The sequence below is a fragment of the Polynucleobacter sp. AP-RePozz3-80-G7 genome (assembly GCF_018882145.1).
In the GTDB taxonomy this organism is placed as follows: Bacteria; Pseudomonadota; Gammaproteobacteria; order Burkholderiales; family Burkholderiaceae; genus Polynucleobacter.
In genome coordinates, this window is record NZ_JACVPC010000001.1 from 306,906 (window position 1) to 320,646 (window position 13,741).

At 45.6% G+C, this 13,741-nt stretch carries 25 protein-coding genes; 23 read left to right on the top strand and 2 right to left on the bottom strand.

Annotated features, from left to right (window positions below):
- Window positions 1-2: 2 nt before the first annotated feature.
- The 23 genes from rplP (at window position 3) to dsbD (ending at window position 11,996) form a co-directional block, all read left to right on the top strand.
- Window positions 3-416, top strand: coding sequence for a 50S ribosomal protein L16 (rplP, locus tag ICE90_RS01675; RefSeq protein WP_011901907.1), 414 nt, complete (start codon window positions 3-5; stop codon window positions 414-416).
- A gap of 14 nt (window positions 417-430) precedes the next feature.
- Entirely contained in the window at window positions 431-625 is a 195-nt protein-coding gene (gene rpmC, locus ICE90_RS01680; RefSeq protein WP_215362451.1) for a 50S ribosomal protein L29, read from the top strand.
- A 12-nt stretch (window positions 626-637) separates the two neighbouring features.
- On the top strand, window positions 638-907 hold the full coding sequence (gene rpsQ / locus ICE90_RS01685; protein WP_011901909.1) for a 30S ribosomal protein S17: 270 nt from the start codon (window positions 638-640) through the stop codon (window positions 905-907).
- Window positions 908-1,090: 183 nt separating this feature from the next.
- The gene (gene rplN / locus ICE90_RS01690) at window positions 1,091-1,459 is read left to right on the top strand and encodes a 50S ribosomal protein L14 (RefSeq protein WP_072582069.1); all 369 of its coding nucleotides are present in this window, start codon (window positions 1,091-1,093) and stop codon (window positions 1,457-1,459) included.
- A 9-nt stretch (window positions 1,460-1,468) separates the two neighbouring features.
- A complete protein-coding gene (gene rplX / locus ICE90_RS01695; RefSeq protein ID WP_011901911.1) occupies window positions 1,469-1,777 on the top strand; it encodes a 50S ribosomal protein L24 in 309 nt (102 codons plus the stop codon).
- 16 nt (window positions 1,778-1,793) lie between these two features.
- Window positions 1,794-2,336: a 50S ribosomal protein L5 gene (gene rplE, locus ICE90_RS01700; protein WP_046329383.1), complete on the top strand. Its 543-nt coding sequence runs from the start codon at window positions 1,794-1,796 to the stop codon at window positions 2,334-2,336.
- Window positions 2,337-2,345: 9 nt separating this feature from the next.
- Complete coding sequence (gene rpsN / locus ICE90_RS01705; RefSeq protein WP_011901913.1) at window positions 2,346-2,651, top strand: 30S ribosomal protein S14; 306 nt, start codon at window positions 2,346-2,348, stop codon at window positions 2,649-2,651.
- Between the two features lie 24 nt (window positions 2,652-2,675).
- Window positions 2,676-3,071 carry a 30S ribosomal protein S8 gene (rpsH, locus tag ICE90_RS01710; protein WP_011901914.1) on the top strand — a complete coding sequence of 132 codons (396 nt, stop codon included), beginning with the start codon at window positions 2,676-2,678 and terminating at the stop codon, window positions 3,069-3,071.
- A 10-nt stretch (window positions 3,072-3,081) separates the two neighbouring features.
- Window positions 3,082-3,615, top strand: a complete 534-nt coding sequence (gene rplF / locus ICE90_RS01715) for a 50S ribosomal protein L6 (protein WP_215321277.1) — start codon at window positions 3,082-3,084, stop codon at window positions 3,613-3,615.
- Window positions 3,616-3,628: 13 nt separating this feature from the next.
- Window positions 3,629-3,982: a 50S ribosomal protein L18 gene (gene rplR, locus ICE90_RS01720; protein WP_046329386.1), complete on the top strand. Its 354-nt coding sequence runs from the start codon at window positions 3,629-3,631 to the stop codon at window positions 3,980-3,982.
- 18 nt (window positions 3,983-4,000) lie between these two features.
- Window positions 4,001-4,519: a 30S ribosomal protein S5 gene (gene rpsE, locus ICE90_RS01725; protein WP_011901917.1), complete on the top strand. Its 519-nt coding sequence runs from the start codon at window positions 4,001-4,003 to the stop codon at window positions 4,517-4,519.
- Window positions 4,520-4,543: 24 nt separating this feature from the next.
- On the top strand, window positions 4,544-4,732 hold the full coding sequence (gene rpmD, locus ICE90_RS01730; protein ID WP_216154302.1) for a 50S ribosomal protein L30: 189 nt from the start codon (window positions 4,544-4,546) through the stop codon (window positions 4,730-4,732).
- A 27-nt stretch (window positions 4,733-4,759) separates the two neighbouring features.
- On the top strand, window positions 4,760-5,200 hold the full coding sequence (gene rplO, locus ICE90_RS01735; RefSeq protein ID WP_071464448.1) for a 50S ribosomal protein L15: 441 nt from the start codon (window positions 4,760-4,762) through the stop codon (window positions 5,198-5,200).
- 17 nt (window positions 5,201-5,217) lie between these two features.
- A complete protein-coding gene (gene secY / locus ICE90_RS01740; RefSeq protein ID WP_215321279.1) occupies window positions 5,218-6,555 on the top strand; it encodes a preprotein translocase subunit SecY in 1,338 nt (445 codons plus the stop codon).
- Between the two features lie 4 nt (window positions 6,556-6,559).
- A complete protein-coding gene (gene infA, locus ICE90_RS01745; RefSeq protein WP_068320132.1) occupies window positions 6,560-6,778 on the top strand; it encodes a translation initiation factor IF-1 in 219 nt (72 codons plus the stop codon).
- A 35-nt stretch (window positions 6,779-6,813) separates the two neighbouring features.
- Window positions 6,814-6,930 (top strand): 50S ribosomal protein L36, encoded by a 117-nt coding sequence (gene rpmJ, locus ICE90_RS01750; RefSeq protein ID WP_012357167.1) that lies wholly within the window; start codon window positions 6,814-6,816, stop codon window positions 6,928-6,930.
- A gap of 24 nt (window positions 6,931-6,954) precedes the next feature.
- A complete protein-coding gene (gene rpsM / locus ICE90_RS01755; RefSeq protein ID WP_071464450.1) occupies window positions 6,955-7,320 on the top strand; it encodes a 30S ribosomal protein S13 in 366 nt (121 codons plus the stop codon).
- Between the two features lie 18 nt (window positions 7,321-7,338).
- On the top strand, window positions 7,339-7,746 hold the full coding sequence (rpsK, locus tag ICE90_RS01760) for a 30S ribosomal protein S11 (RefSeq protein ID WP_011901923.1): 408 nt from the start codon (window positions 7,339-7,341) through the stop codon (window positions 7,744-7,746).
- Between the two features lie 117 nt (window positions 7,747-7,863).
- Entirely contained in the window at window positions 7,864-8,487 is a 624-nt protein-coding gene (gene rpsD, locus ICE90_RS01765; protein ID WP_215321280.1) for a 30S ribosomal protein S4, read from the top strand.
- A gap of 23 nt (window positions 8,488-8,510) precedes the next feature.
- Entirely contained in the window at window positions 8,511-9,491 is a 981-nt protein-coding gene (gene rpoA / locus ICE90_RS01770) for a DNA-directed RNA polymerase subunit alpha (protein ID WP_215321281.1), read from the top strand.
- Window positions 9,492-9,507: 16 nt separating this feature from the next.
- Window positions 9,508-9,900 (top strand): 50S ribosomal protein L17, encoded by a 393-nt coding sequence (gene rplQ / locus ICE90_RS01775; RefSeq protein ID WP_072582073.1) that lies wholly within the window; start codon window positions 9,508-9,510, stop codon window positions 9,898-9,900.
- Window positions 9,901-9,969: 69 nt separating this feature from the next.
- Window positions 9,970-10,320 carry a divalent-cation tolerance protein CutA gene (gene cutA, locus ICE90_RS01780; RefSeq protein ID WP_215321282.1) on the top strand — a complete coding sequence of 117 codons (351 nt, stop codon included), beginning with the start codon at window positions 9,970-9,972 and terminating at the stop codon, window positions 10,318-10,320.
- A complete protein-coding gene (gene dsbD / locus ICE90_RS01785) occupies window positions 10,317-11,996 on the top strand; it encodes a protein-disulfide reductase DsbD (protein ID WP_216190687.1) in 1,680 nt (559 codons plus the stop codon). Before cutA ends, dsbD begins: the two co-directional genes overlap by 4 nt.
- Window positions 11,997-12,013: 17 nt before the next feature.
- Here dsbD and hemB read toward each other — a convergent pair whose 3' ends face one another.
- A complete protein-coding gene (gene hemB / locus ICE90_RS01790) occupies window positions 12,014-13,048 on the bottom strand; it encodes a porphobilinogen synthase (RefSeq protein ID WP_255533263.1) in 1,035 nt (344 codons plus the stop codon).
- A complete protein-coding gene (gene yihA / locus ICE90_RS01795) occupies window positions 13,026-13,691 on the bottom strand; it encodes a ribosome biogenesis GTP-binding protein YihA/YsxC (RefSeq protein ID WP_215321284.1) in 666 nt (221 codons plus the stop codon). The genes hemB and yihA overlap by 23 nt, the downstream gene beginning before the upstream one ends.
- Window positions 13,692-13,741: the final 50 nt, after the last annotated feature.

Below are 13,741 nucleotides of genomic sequence, written 5' to 3' on the forward strand. Positions count from 1 at the left end.
GCATGCTACAACCAAAGCGTCGCAAGTATCGTAAGGAACAAAAAGGTCGCAACACTGGCGTGGCAACACGTGGTAGTTCCGTAGCCTTTGGTGACTTTGGATTGAAGGCCGTTGGCCGTGGTCGTTTGACTGCTCGTCAAATCGAGTCAGCACGTCGTGCAATGACTCGTCACATTAAACGTGGTGGCCGTATTTGGATTCGCATTTTCCCAGATAAGCCAATTTCACAAAAACCTGCTGAAGTACGTATGGGTAACGGTAAAGGTAATCCAGAGTACTACGTAGCTGAAATTCAACCAGGCAAAGTGCTCTACGAGATGGACGGTGTTGATGAGCAATTGGCGCGCGAAGCTTTCAAGCTTGCTGCCGCTAAGTTGCCTTTACAGACCACTTTCGTGATTCGCCACTTAGGTTGATCGGGATAGAGATTATGAAAAATACAGAATTAGCTTCAAAAGATCTGACAGCTTTAAATGCAGAGTTAACCGAGTTGCTCAAGACCGGTTTCAAGCTCCGCATGCAAAAAGGCACTCAGCAACTCACAAATACCAGCCAATTGGGTAAAAATAAGCGCGACATCGCTCGTGTGAAGACTTTTATCGCCCAAAAGACTGCACAGAAATAAGGAAAAAGGGATATGACAGAATTATCTAAACCCTTGCGCCGTACCCTCGTGGGACGCGTTGTTAGCGACAAAATGCAAAAGACTGTGACGGTGTTGGTTGAGCGTCAAGTTAAGCATCCAGTGATTGGCAAGTATGTTGGCCAGTCCAAAAAATATCATGCTCATGACGAAGCTGGCACATACAAGATGGGTGATACCGTTGAAATTGCTGAATCTAAGCCAATTTCACGTACTAAATCTTGGGTTGTGACCCGTTTGGTTGAGGCTTCAAAGGGTATTTAAAGAAATATTGGGGATTTTGGTGAAGATTCTTCCCAAATCCCTTTTTTTCGTAGTAGAATAGAAGGCTTCTCTGGTTTTATTGGAGAAGCAGTGTTTTTCATTAATTCCGGGTTTTAGCTCTCGTTAAAGCCCATAGACGGAACCAAGACTGTTTGCCTTTGGCCAATAAGTTGGGGATTAGAAATGATACAAACCGAAAGTAGATTACAGGTTGCCGATAACACAGGCGCCAGTGAAGTGTTGTGCATCAAGGTATTGGGCGGCTCTAAGCGTCGTTACGCCAGTATTGGTGATGTCATCAAAGTCAGCGTTAAGTCTGCTGCTCCACGTGGCCGTGTTAAAAAAGGTGATATTTATAACGCCGTAGTTGTGAGAACTGCTAAGGGTGTTCGCCGTCCAGATGGTTCATTGATTAAGTTCGATGGCAACGCTGCGGTATTGCTCAACGCTAAGTTAGAGCCAATTGGCACACGTATCTTTGGACCAGTGACGCGCGAGTTGCGTACTGAGAAGTTCATGAAGATCGTTTCTCTCGCCCCCGAAGTTATTTAAGAGGCTGATATGAAAAAGATTCGTAAAGGTGATTCCGTAGTTCTGTTGACTGGCCGTGATAAGGGCAAGCAAGGAACTGTTACAGCCGTTCTCGAGAACAAGTTAGTGATCGAAGGCGTAAATATTTATAAAAAGAGCGTTAAGCCAAATCCAGCAGCCGGTGTTACTGGCGGCATGATTGACAAGACGATGCCTGTTCACATTTCTAATGTGGCTGTGGTTGACGGTAACGGCAAGCCATCACGTGTTGGTATCAAACTCGTGGATGGTAAAAAGCAACGTTTCCTCAAAACCACTGGCGCAACTTTAAGCGCATAAGGGGCACGGAGAAATTATGAGCACACGTTTTCAAGAACACTATCAAGCAAAAGTTGTTGCAGATTTAATCGCCAAATTTGGTTATAAGTCTGTAATGGAAGTTCCACGTATCACTAAGGTAACCCTGAACATGGGCTTGGGTGATGCAGTGAACGACAAGAAAATTATCGAAAATGCAGTTGGTGATTTAACTAAAGTTGCGGGCCAAAAGCCAGTTGTAACTAAAGCGAAAAAAGCGATTGCAGGTTTCAAAATTCGCCAAGGCTACCCAATCGGTGCAATGGTGACATTGCGTGGTGCACGCATGTACGAATTTTTGGATCGTTTCGTAACTGTTGCATTGCCACGCGTACGTGACTTCCGCGGTATCTCTGGTAAAGCATTTGACGGCCGTGGTAACTACAACATCGGCGTTAAAGAACAGATCATTTTCCCTGAAATCGAATACGACAAAATTGATGCCCTCCGCGGTCTCAATATCAGTATTACGACGACTGCTAAAACCGACGAAGAAGCAAAAGCTTTGTTGGCGGCATTCAAATTCCCTTTCCGCAATTAAGAGGCTAACGTGGCAAAACTATCCCTAATTGAGCGCGAGAATAAGCGCGCAAAAACTGTAGAGAAGTACGCTGTAAAGCGTGCCGAACTCAAAGCGATCATCGCTGATCAATCACGCAGCGATGAAGAGCGCTATGAAGCTCGCTTAAAACTACAGGCACTTCCACGTAACGCAAGCCCGATTCGTCAAAGAAATCGTTGTTCATTAACCGGTCGACCACGTGGCACATTCCGTAAATTCGGTTTGGCTCGTAGCAAGATTCGTGAAATCGCCTTCCGTGGCGAAATCCCCGGTTTAACCAAGGCCAGCTGGTAAGCGGCGAAAGAATTAGGAGAACTCATGAGTATCAGCGATCCAATCGCCGACATGTTGACAAGGATCCGCAATGCGCAAGCAGTGCAGAAACCCGTAGTCTTGATGCCGTCGTCAAAAGTAAAAGTAGCCATCGCAAAAGTTTTGCAAGATGAAGGCTATATCGAAAGTTTTGAAATCAAAGGTGAAGCAGCTAAGCCAGTGCTCCATATTGATCTCAAATACTATGCAGGCCGTCCTGTTATTGAGCGTATTGACCGTGTATCAACACCAAGTCTACGCATCTATAAAGGTCGCCATGACATTCCAGAAGTAATGAATGGCTTGGGCATTGCAATTATTTCAACCCCTCAAGGCGTAATGACAGACCGTAAAGCACGTGCAACAGGCGTGGGCGGCGAAGTTATTTGCTACGTAGCTTAAGGAGCGAAATATGTCCCGCGTAGGTAAATCACCAATTACAGTTCCTAAAGGCGCTGAGATCAGCATCAACGGTGCAAACGTAACTGTTAAGGGTCCATTGGGCACTTTGACACACAACTTGCATCCTTCTGTTGGTTTGAAACAAGAAGATGGCGTATTGACAGTTGTTTTAAATAACAACTCACCAGAAGCTGGTGCACAGTCAGGTACAGCCCGTGCTTTGGTTAACAACATGGTTGTTGGCGTAACTGCTGGCTTTGAGCGCAAGCTCAGCTTAGTAGGCGTTGGTTACCGCGCTGCTGCTCAAGGTGAAACATTGAAGTTGCAGTTAGGTTTCTCACACGACATTATTTACAACCTACCAAAGGGTGTAAAAGCTGAGACTCCATCGCAAACTGAAATCATTATCAAAGGTTCCAACAAGCAGCAAGTTGGCCAGGTCGCAGCTGAAGTTCGCGCATACCGTTCACCAGAGCCATACAAAGGCAAGGGTGTTCGCTACGTGGATGAGGTTGTGCATCTGAAAGAAACTAAGAAGAAGTAAGCGAGATTAGAAAATGAATAAAGACGAATCCAGACAAAGACGCGCTAGGCAGACTCGTATTCGCATTGCCGAAGCATTGGCAAATCGCTTAACAGTTATCCGTAGCAATACTCATATTTCTGCTCAGGTTTATAGCCCATGCGGAACCAAAGTTGTAGCAGCCGCTTCAACAATGGAAAAAGATTTGCGCCAAGCGATCAAAAACGGCGGCAACGCTGAAGCTGCAAAACAAATCGGCAAATTAGTTGCTGAGCGTGCTGTTAAGGCAGGCATTGTTGATGTTGCATTTGATCGCTCCGGTCATCGTTACCACGGCCGTATTAAGGCCTTAGCTGAAGCTGCGCGTGAAGCCGGCCTGAAGTTCTAATAGGGTTTAGGAAAAAACATGGCAAAAATGCAAACTAAGATGCAAAACGAAGAGCGTGATGATGGTCTTCGCGAGAAGATGATCGCTGTTAATCGTGTAACTAAAGTGGTTAAGGGTGGTCGTATTCTCGGCTTCGCCGCACTTACTGTAGTTGGCGATGGCGATGGCCGCATCGGCATGGGTAAGGGCAAATCTAAAGAAGTGCCAGTTGCTGTTCAAAAGGCAATGGATGAAGCTCGTCGCAAGATGATCAAAGTTACTTTACGTAAAGGCACTTTGCAGCACACCGTTACTGGTCAACATGGCGCGTCACGCGTTTTGATTTCCCCAGCTAAAGACGGTACTGGAATTATTGCTGGCGGCCCAATGCGCGCAATTTTCGACGTAATGGGCGTAACTAATGTGGTTGCTAAGTCACTTGGCTCTACAAACCCATACAACTTGGTTCGTGCAACCATTGATGGCTTGAGCAAGATGAGTACTCCTGCTGAGATTGCTGCTAAACGCGGTAAGTCAGTTGAAGAGATTCTCGGCTAAGACCAAAAGATTAGGAATCTACAAATGACAACAACTATCTCTAAAGTCAAACTGCAATTAGTACGCAGCTTGATCGGTACACGCGAAAGCCACCGTGCAACTGTACGAGGCTTAGGCCTTCGTCGCATCAATTCAGTTTCTGAATTGGAAGACACTCCAGCTGTTCGCGGCATGATTAATAAAGTTTCTTATCTAGTTAAAGTCGTTGGCTGATAACTAGCAAGTAAATAGGCGAAGAATATGCAACTCAACACAATTAAACCTGCAGAAGGCTCCAAGAAAAACCGTCGTCGCGTTGGTCGCGGTATTGGTTCTGGTCTTGGTAAAACTGCTGGCCGTGGTCACAAAGGTCAAAAATCCCGTTCTGGTGGTTTCCACAAGGTTGGATTTGAAGGCGGTCAGATGCCTATGTATCGTCGTTTGCCAAAACGCGGTTTCGTGTCTTTGACACGTCGTCACGTTGGTCAAATTACATTGAACGATTTAGCAAAAATCAATTTGCCAGAAGTGGACTTATTGGTATTGAAGGCACACGGCTTTGCTGGTGAGCAAATCAATGCAGTTAAGGTTATCAAGACTGGCGAACTCAAGATTGCTGTAACCCTCAAGGGTATTACAGCTACTGCCGGCGCAAAAGCAGCAATCGAAGCAGCTGGCGGCAAATTGGTTGAATTGGTTTAATAGGTCTTTTAGTAGATATGGCATTAGCACCTACCAATAACGCAAGCACTGCAGCAACAGGTGGCAAGTTTGGCGAATTACGCCAACGCTTAGTCTTCCTGGTGTTGGCTTTGCTCGTGTTCCGTTTGGGTGCTCATATTCCAGTCCCTGGAATCGATCCAGATCAATTAGCGCAGTTGTTCTCTGGCCAAAAAGACGGTATCTTGGGAATGTTCAACTTATTCTCTGGTGGCGCTTTATCTCGCTTCACTGTCTTTGCTTTGGGAATCATGCCGTATATTTCCGCATCGATCATCATGCAGTTAATGACGATTGTTGTGCCTTCTCTAGAGTCTTTGAAAAAAGAAGGCCAAGCAGGTCAACGCAAGATTACTCAGTACACGCGCTACGGCACTGTGTTCTTGGCTACATTCCAAGCATTAGGGATTTCTGTTGCTTTACAGGCTCAACCAGGTTTAGTTATTAACCCAGGTTTGATGTTTGAATTGAATACAGTAGTTACTTTGGTAACAGGCACAATGTTCTTAATGTGGTTGGGTGAACAAATTACTGAGCGTGGCTTGGGTAATGGCATCTCTATCATTATTTTTGGTGGCATTGTTTCTGGTTTACCAAATGCATTGGCTAGCTTGTTAGAGCTGGTTCGTACTGGCTCAATGAATATTATTTCTGCGCTTTTGATCGTTGTGATCGTTGCAGCAGTAACTTATTTTGTGGTGTTTGTAGAGCGCGGTCAGCGCCGTATCTTGGTGAACTACGCTAAGCGTCAAGTTGGCAACAAGATTTACGGTGGTCAGTCCTCTTATTTCCCATTGAAGTTGAACATGGCAGGCGTTATTCCTCCAATATTTGCTTCATCTATTATTTTGTTTCCTGCAACGATTGCTGGCTGGTTTACATCAGGCGAGCCAACCAATATGTTCAGCAGAATTATTAAAGACTTAGCAGCGACCTTAGCTCCTGGTCAACCCGTGTATACGATTTTGTACGCAGCTGCGATTATTTTCTTCTGTTTCTTCTATACCGCGTTGGTATTTAACAGTCGTGAGACTGCTGAGAACTTAAAGAAGAGTGGTGCCTTTGTTCCTGGTATTCGTCCAGGCGACCAAACAGCGCGCTACATCGATAAAATCTTGGTGCGCTTAACTCTGGCTGGTGCAATTTACATGGTTCTGGTTTGCTTGTTACCAGAATTCCTGGTCTTGAAGTACAACGTGCCGTTTTATTTCGGCGGTACTTCATTATTAATTATTGTTGTTGTTGCAATGGATTTCATGGCTCAGGTTCAGTCATTTGTCATGCAACAGCAGTACGGCTCTTTGATGAAGAAAGCCAACTTTAAGATGGGCGCTTAACTGAATGTCTAAAGACGATGTAATTCAGATGGCGGGAGAAGTTGTAGAGAATTTGCCGAACGCGATGTTTCGCGTGAAGCTGGAAAACGGACATGTGGTTCTAGGGCACATTTCCGGAAAGATGCGGATGCACTACATCCGTATTTTGCCGGGAGACAAGGTGACGGTGGAGATGACTCCTTACGACCTAACGCGCGCCAGAATCATTTTCCGCGCGAAGTAAAGATTAAGAAGTACCAATTTTTTTAGAGGTGAGTTATGAAAGTTTTAGCATCCGTTAAGTGTATTTGCAGAAATTGCAAGATCATTAAGCGCAAACGCGTTGTTCGCGTGATCTGTTCTTCTGACGCACGTCATAAGCAGCGTCAAGGCTGATCTGGTTAATTAAGAGGAAATCTCATGGCACGTATCGCTGGGGTAAACATCCCAAATCATCAACATACTGTTATCGGTTTAACAGCAATTTTTGGCATTGGCACAACTCGTGCTAACAAAATTTGTCAAACCACAGGTGTTGCAATCAATAAAAAAGTTAAAGATCTTACTGACGCTGACTTGGAAAAGTTACGCGATGAAGTAGGTAAGTTCATCACTGAAGGTGACCTTCGTCGTGAAGTAACTATGAGCATCAAGCGTTTGATGGACTTAGGTTGCTACCGTGGCGTACGTCATCGTAAGGGCTTGCCCGTACGTGGTCAACGTACTAAGACAAACGCTCGTACCCGCAAGGGCCCGCGTAAGTCCGGCGTGCAACTGAAGAAATAATCAAGAAAGTTTATTGACATGGCAAAACAACAATCCGCTTCCGCCGCTTCACAGCGCGCTCGTAAGAAGGTTAAAAAGAACGTTGCTGACGGTATTGCACACGTTCACGCTTCTTTTAATAACACCATTATTACGATCACTGATCGTCAAGGAAATGCACTTTCATGGGCAACTTCCGGCGGCCAGGGTTTCAAGGGCTCACGTAAATCAACACCTTTTGCTGCTCAGGTAGCTGCAGAAGTTGCTGGTAAAGCAGCCGTTGAATGCGGTATTAAGAACTTGGAAGTTCAGATCAAAGGCCCAGGCCCAGGTCGTGAATCAGCAGTTCGTGCATTGAACTCATTAGGCATCAAGATCACTGAGATTCAAGACGTAACTCCAGTTCCACATAATGGTTGCCGCCCTCCTAAGCGTCGTCGTATTTAAGCTTGGAAGTTGGCAGTACAACAGTTTCAGTAGTTTTTATTAAAGCCCACTGTTCGCCTGATTTAAAGGGCGAACTCACCGTCGGTCGTAAGGCTGCGGCAAAGAAAGGAAAGCATCGTGGCACGTTACTTAGGGCCTAAGGCCAAATTAGCACGTCGGGAAGGTACCGACTTATTTTTAAAGAGCGCTCGTCGCGCCCTGTCAGACAAGTGCAAGTTAGATACTAAGCCTGGTCAACATGGCCGTACATCTGGCTCAAGAACATCTGATTACGGTAATCAATTGCGTGAAAAGCAAAAGGTTAAGCGTATCTATGGCGTATTAGAGCGTCAATTCCGTCGTTACTTCGCAGAAGCTGAGCGTCGCAAGGGCAACACTGGCGAAACATTGCTCCAGTTGCTTGAGTCACGTTTAGACAATGTGGTGTATCGCATGGGTTTTGGTTCAACACGCGCTGAAGCACGTCAGTTGGTTTCTCACTGTGCAATTTTGCTCAATGGTAGCCCTGTCAATATTCCATCAATTCAGGTTAAGCCTGGTGATGTAGTTGCGATTCGTGAAAAAGCGAAGAAGCAAACGCGTATTACAGAATCACTCAATTTAGTCGGACAAATGGCAGCTGTTACTTGGGTTTCAGTTGACGCAGCTAAGCTCGAGGGAACATTTAAGCAAGTGCCTGACCGTGAAGATATTAGCGGTGAAATTAATGAAAGTTTGATCGTCGAATTGTATTCACGCTAATTAGGCACTCTCAAGGAAAAAATATGCAAACAAATTTGCTCAAGCCAAAGATTATTTCTGTTGAAGCGCTTACCGCCAACCAAGCTAAGGTTGTTATGGAGCCGTTCGAGCGTGGCTATGGCCACACACTCGGAAATGCATTACGTCGCGTACTCTTGTCCTCGATGGTTGGTTATGCGCCAACTGAAGTAGCTATTGCAGGCGTTGTTCATGAGTACTCCACTTTGGATGGAGTTCAAGAGGATGTAGTAAACCTCTTGTTGAACCTCAAAGGTATCGTATTTAAGTTGCAGTCACGTGATGAAGTTACTATCAATTTGCGCAAGGAAGGCCCAGGGGTTGTTACGGCAAAAGATATCGATTTGCCACATGATGTAGAAATCATGAACCCTGATCATGTGATCGCTCACTTGTCAGCTGGTGGTAAGTTAGACATGCAGATCAAGGTTGAAAAAGGCCGTGGTTATGTACCTGGTAACGTTCGTCAGTACAGCGACGAAGCTACTAAGATCATTGGTCGTATTGTGCTGGATGCCTCATTCAGCCCAGTAAGCCGTGTTAGCTATGCTGTTGAGTCTGCTCGTGTTGAGCAACGTACCGACCTCGATCGTTTAGTAATGACGATTGAAACAAACGGTGTGTTGTCTCCTGAAGAAGCAATTCGTCAAGCAGCTAGCATCTTGGTTGACCAATTAGTTGTATTCGCGGCTCTTGAGAGCAGCGAAGTTTCTGGTGATTTAGCACCAAGCCGCTCATCAATGGTTGATCCAATGTTGATGCGTCCGGTTGATGATCTCGAGCTGACAGTTCGCTCTGCAAACTGCTTGAAGGCTGAGAACATTTACTACATCGGTGACTTGATTCAACGTACTGAGAATGAATTGTTGAAGACGCCTAATCTGGGTCGCAAATCTTTGAATGAAATCAAAGATGTATTGGCTGCTCGTGGCTTAAGTCTTGGCATGAAACTCGAAAGCTGGCCTCCAGCTAACCTCGAGAAATAATTAGAAAGGAAGCATCATGCGTCACGGAAACGGCTTACGCAAACTAAACAGAACATCATCACATCGCTTGGCGATGCTGCGCAACATGTCCAATTCACTTTTGGAGCACGAGGTCATTAAAACGACTTTGCCAAAAGCAAAAGAATTGCGCATGGTTGTTGAGCCCTTGATTACCTTAGGTAAAAAAGACAACTTAGCAAACCGTCGCTTAGCATTCAATCGCACACGTGATCGCGATATCGTAGCCAAACTCTTTACAGAGCTGGGTCCACGTTACGCAACACGTCCAGGTGGCTATCTTCGTATTTTGAAGTTTGGCTTCCGTCATGGCGACAATGCGCCAATGGCCTTGGTTGAGTTAGTAGATCGCCCAGAAGTTGAAGAAACAGCAGTAACTGAAGAGGCTTAAGTCTCGGTGTTACGGTAAAAAGCCAGGCTTCGGTCTGGCTTTTTTCATTTATCAGGTTATAAATACAGAATGTCTGAAAACTCCCTAGCCAATTCCAGCAAGCTTTTGGTGGTGCTAACGAGCCTTCCTAATTTAGAGGTTGCCACAGCCTTGGCAAGAGCCTTGGTGGAGAGAAATTTCGCCGCTTGTGTGCAGCTTACGGAGGGTATTCAATCAATTTATCGCTGGAAGGGTAAAGTTTGCGAGGAGCATGAAGTATTGCTTTCTGCGAAAACTATCGCAAGTAAATGGCTGGAAATTTCCAGCTTTATTCAAGAACAGCATCCTTATGACCTGCCGGAAATATTGGCCTTTTCCCCTGAGCAATATGAAAAGCAATACGGCAAGTGGGTACAGTCTGAGGTAAATTCGAAGTCATGAGAATGTATTCCTTTGTAGCAAGGATCTTTGCCCTATTTTTATTCCTGTCCGCGCAAGTTTTTGCTGCGCCGGATTTCTTGCCCCCAGAGAAAGCGTTCCGAGTGGAGGCTTCTTGGTTAGAAAATTCCAATCAAGTGGAGCTGGAATTTTTGCCTGCTAAAGGCTATTACATCTACCAAGAATCTTTAAAGTTCCAAGCGGGCACGCAGGCCGAGAAGCTAAGCAATATAGGGCCTTCATTGCCATCAGGCGTGGTGAAGTTTGATGAAACTTTTCAGAAAAAACTGCAAGTTTATAAAGAACCCTTCCTAGTACTTTTAGATGTAAAGCCTGCCGATGGCAAGCCGATCCATGCAGCTGTAACACTGCAAGGTTGCGCCGAGGCAGGCATTTGCTATCCACCTATGACCCTGAAATTTTTACTCGCCGGTCCTGGGGTTAAAGTAGCTCCGATTCCAGATGCTTTAGATGGCATGCCTTTATCTAGCTCCCAGGTTGGCGGCGAATTCGGCTTGGCCGATTTATGGCGTGAGCGTGATGACGTCAATGCTATTGGTCGCTTTTTAGAAAGCACTTCAACTGCTTATTTATTTCTAGCTTTCTTTGTATTGGGGCTTGCGCTCGCTTTTACACCCTGCGTCCTTCCCATGTTGCCTATTTTGTCGAGCGTTATCTTTGGTACTCAAGACGGTAAGGCTGTAACCAAGGGGCGTGCCAGTATCTTAGCGCTAGCCTATGTCTTGGGTATGGCGTTGGTATACGCCTTGGCAGGTGTGCTTATGGCGGCCCTTGGTGGGAGCGTACAGCGTGCATTGCAGAGCCCCTTTGCATTAGCTGCTTTTGCCCTACTACTTTTGGCCCTTTCAGGCAGTTTGTTTGGTTTGTATGACCTACGGTTGCCGCAATCATGGCATCACCATGTAGATCGGTTGGCAGGGCGCCAAAAGGGCGGCAATGTATTTGGTGCTTTTGCTTTGGGGGGTATTTCTACTTTAGTAGCCAGCCCCTGTATTACAGCGCCCCTGGCAGGCGTTTTAGCCTTTATTGCGCAAACCGGCTCTATGAGTCTAGGCGCAGGACTCCTTTTTGTAATGGCCCTAGGAATGGGGCTACCACTATTCTTTATTGCGATTGAGGCCCGCATTCTGATTCCATCCACGGGTATTTGGATGGTTTATTTACAGCGTACCTTGGGAGTTCTTCTGGTCGCCACGGCAGCATGGATTGCCTCGCCATTGCTCCAGAAAAATGATGTTGCAGGAGCTACAAAATTAGTGAACGGCCAGAGCATTCATGAGGTTGGTGATTTATCTTTTGTAGTGATTCATTCGCCTGCAGAGTTAGATACGCAACTAAGCAAAGCCAAGGAAGAAAAGAAAGTGGTCCTCCTAGATTTTTATGCGGACTGGTGTATTAGCTGTAAGGAGATGGAAGTAAATACCTTTACAAATCCAGAGGTAAGTAAAGAGCTAAAACAGTTTGTCTTAGTACAAGCTGACGTTACTGCAAATAGCCCTGAGAACCAGGTATTACTTAAGCGCTTCGGTTTATTTGGCCCCCCAGGAATTCTGATCTTCAATCAAAATTCAGGAGAGCTAAAAGACCAACGTGTGATTGGCTACATGCCACCCCAGCGTTTTATAGAACGATTAAAACAAGCAGCAAGCACTCAATAAAAAATCAAATTTGTTTTTTATTTGCCTGCTGCGTTTTTTTTAAGTAGGCGTGCTGCTTCGAGTGCAAAGTAAGTCAAAACACCATCAGCACCTGCGCGTTTAAAGGCGAGCAGCGATTCCATCATCACAGCATCGTGATCTAGCCAGCCATTTTGTGCGGCAGTTTTGAGCATGGCATATTCACCGCTTACTTGATAGGCATAAGTCGGGTAGTCAAACTCTTCACGGACGCGACGCACAATATCCAAATAAGGCATACCGGGCTTCACCATGACCATATCTGCACCTTCGCTGATATCAAGAGCAACCTCCCGCAAAGCCTCGTCGCTATTGGCGCAATCCATTTGATATGTTTTTTTATCGGCCTTACCTAGGTTTTTTGCAGAACCAACTGCATCTCTAAAGGGGCCATAAAAGGCAGAGGCATATTTAGCTGAGTAAGCCATGATTCGGGTGTGAATTAAATTCTTTTGCTCGAGCGCTTCACGAATTTTTCCGATGCGCCCATCCATCATGTCTGATGGTGCAACAATATCAACACCAGCTTCTGCTTGTGTGATCGCTTGCTGAACCAAGATGGCAGTCGTTTCATCATTCAGAATACGACCTTGCTCATCGAGTACGCCATCTTGACCATGGCTTGTATATGGATCAAGCGCTACATCAGTCATGATGCCTAAATTGGGGAAACGTTTTTTGAGTTCACGAACAGCCGTAGGGATGAGTCCTTTTGAATTAAAGGCTTCCTCACCATCAGGTGTTTTTAATCCGCTATCGATTACTGGAAAAAGCGCAAGAACTGGAATGCCTAAATCCACACATTCTTGTGCAATTGGCATGAGCAGGTCTAATGAAAAGCGGTTAACACCAGGCATAGAGGCAACTGCTTCGGATTTGCCTTGACCTTCAAGTAGAAAGACGGGGTAGATTAAATCATTTGCCGAAACATTGTGCTCTTGCATGAGGCGACGTGACCAATCATCACGACGCATGCGGCGAGGACGGTGTTCTGGAAAACTAAGCAATGAGTTAGCTGGTGATTTCATCTTCATGAGTTTCTGCTTCAAATAGCCATTTAATAATTAAATTATCTGCCTCTTCTAGGCCAATCCGTTTGGTGCTTGAAAATAATTGTGCCGTAAGTTGCTTAGAGTCACCCGTTCCATCCGGTAGGGCTGGGTCATATTGTTGTAATTGCTGGCGTACCGCCTCCAGCACATGCTTGCACTCACTTTTGTTTAGTTTGTCGCATTTGCTGAGTAAAACGTGAATAGGTTTGCCAGTGGGTACAAACCACTGAATCATTTGCTCGTCTAGCTCGGTGATACCGCGCCTTGAGTCCACGATCAGGATCATGCCTACCAACTGCTCTCGCTCCTGTAAATAGTCGCTTAGGAGGGCATTCCAGTGGTATTTGGTCTCGTGATTGACTGCTGCATAGCCGTAGCCTGGCAAGTCAACCAAATAAGCTAGCAGGTCATCTTTTGCAAAAACACCGAAATAGTTAATATGTTGGGTGCGTCCAGGCGTTTTACTGGCAAAAGCTAGCCTTTTTTGGTTGCAAAGGATGTTAAGGGCGCTAGATTTGCCTGCATTTGAGCGGCCAGCAAAGGCCACCTCTCTCAGCGGGGTGGCAGGTAGACAATGGGTATCATTGACTGTAGTGGCGAATCGGGCTTGAAAGAGTTTAGACATGTCCAGAAGCTATTGTAAAATCACGCAAAATCATGAAATATCTCATGGTG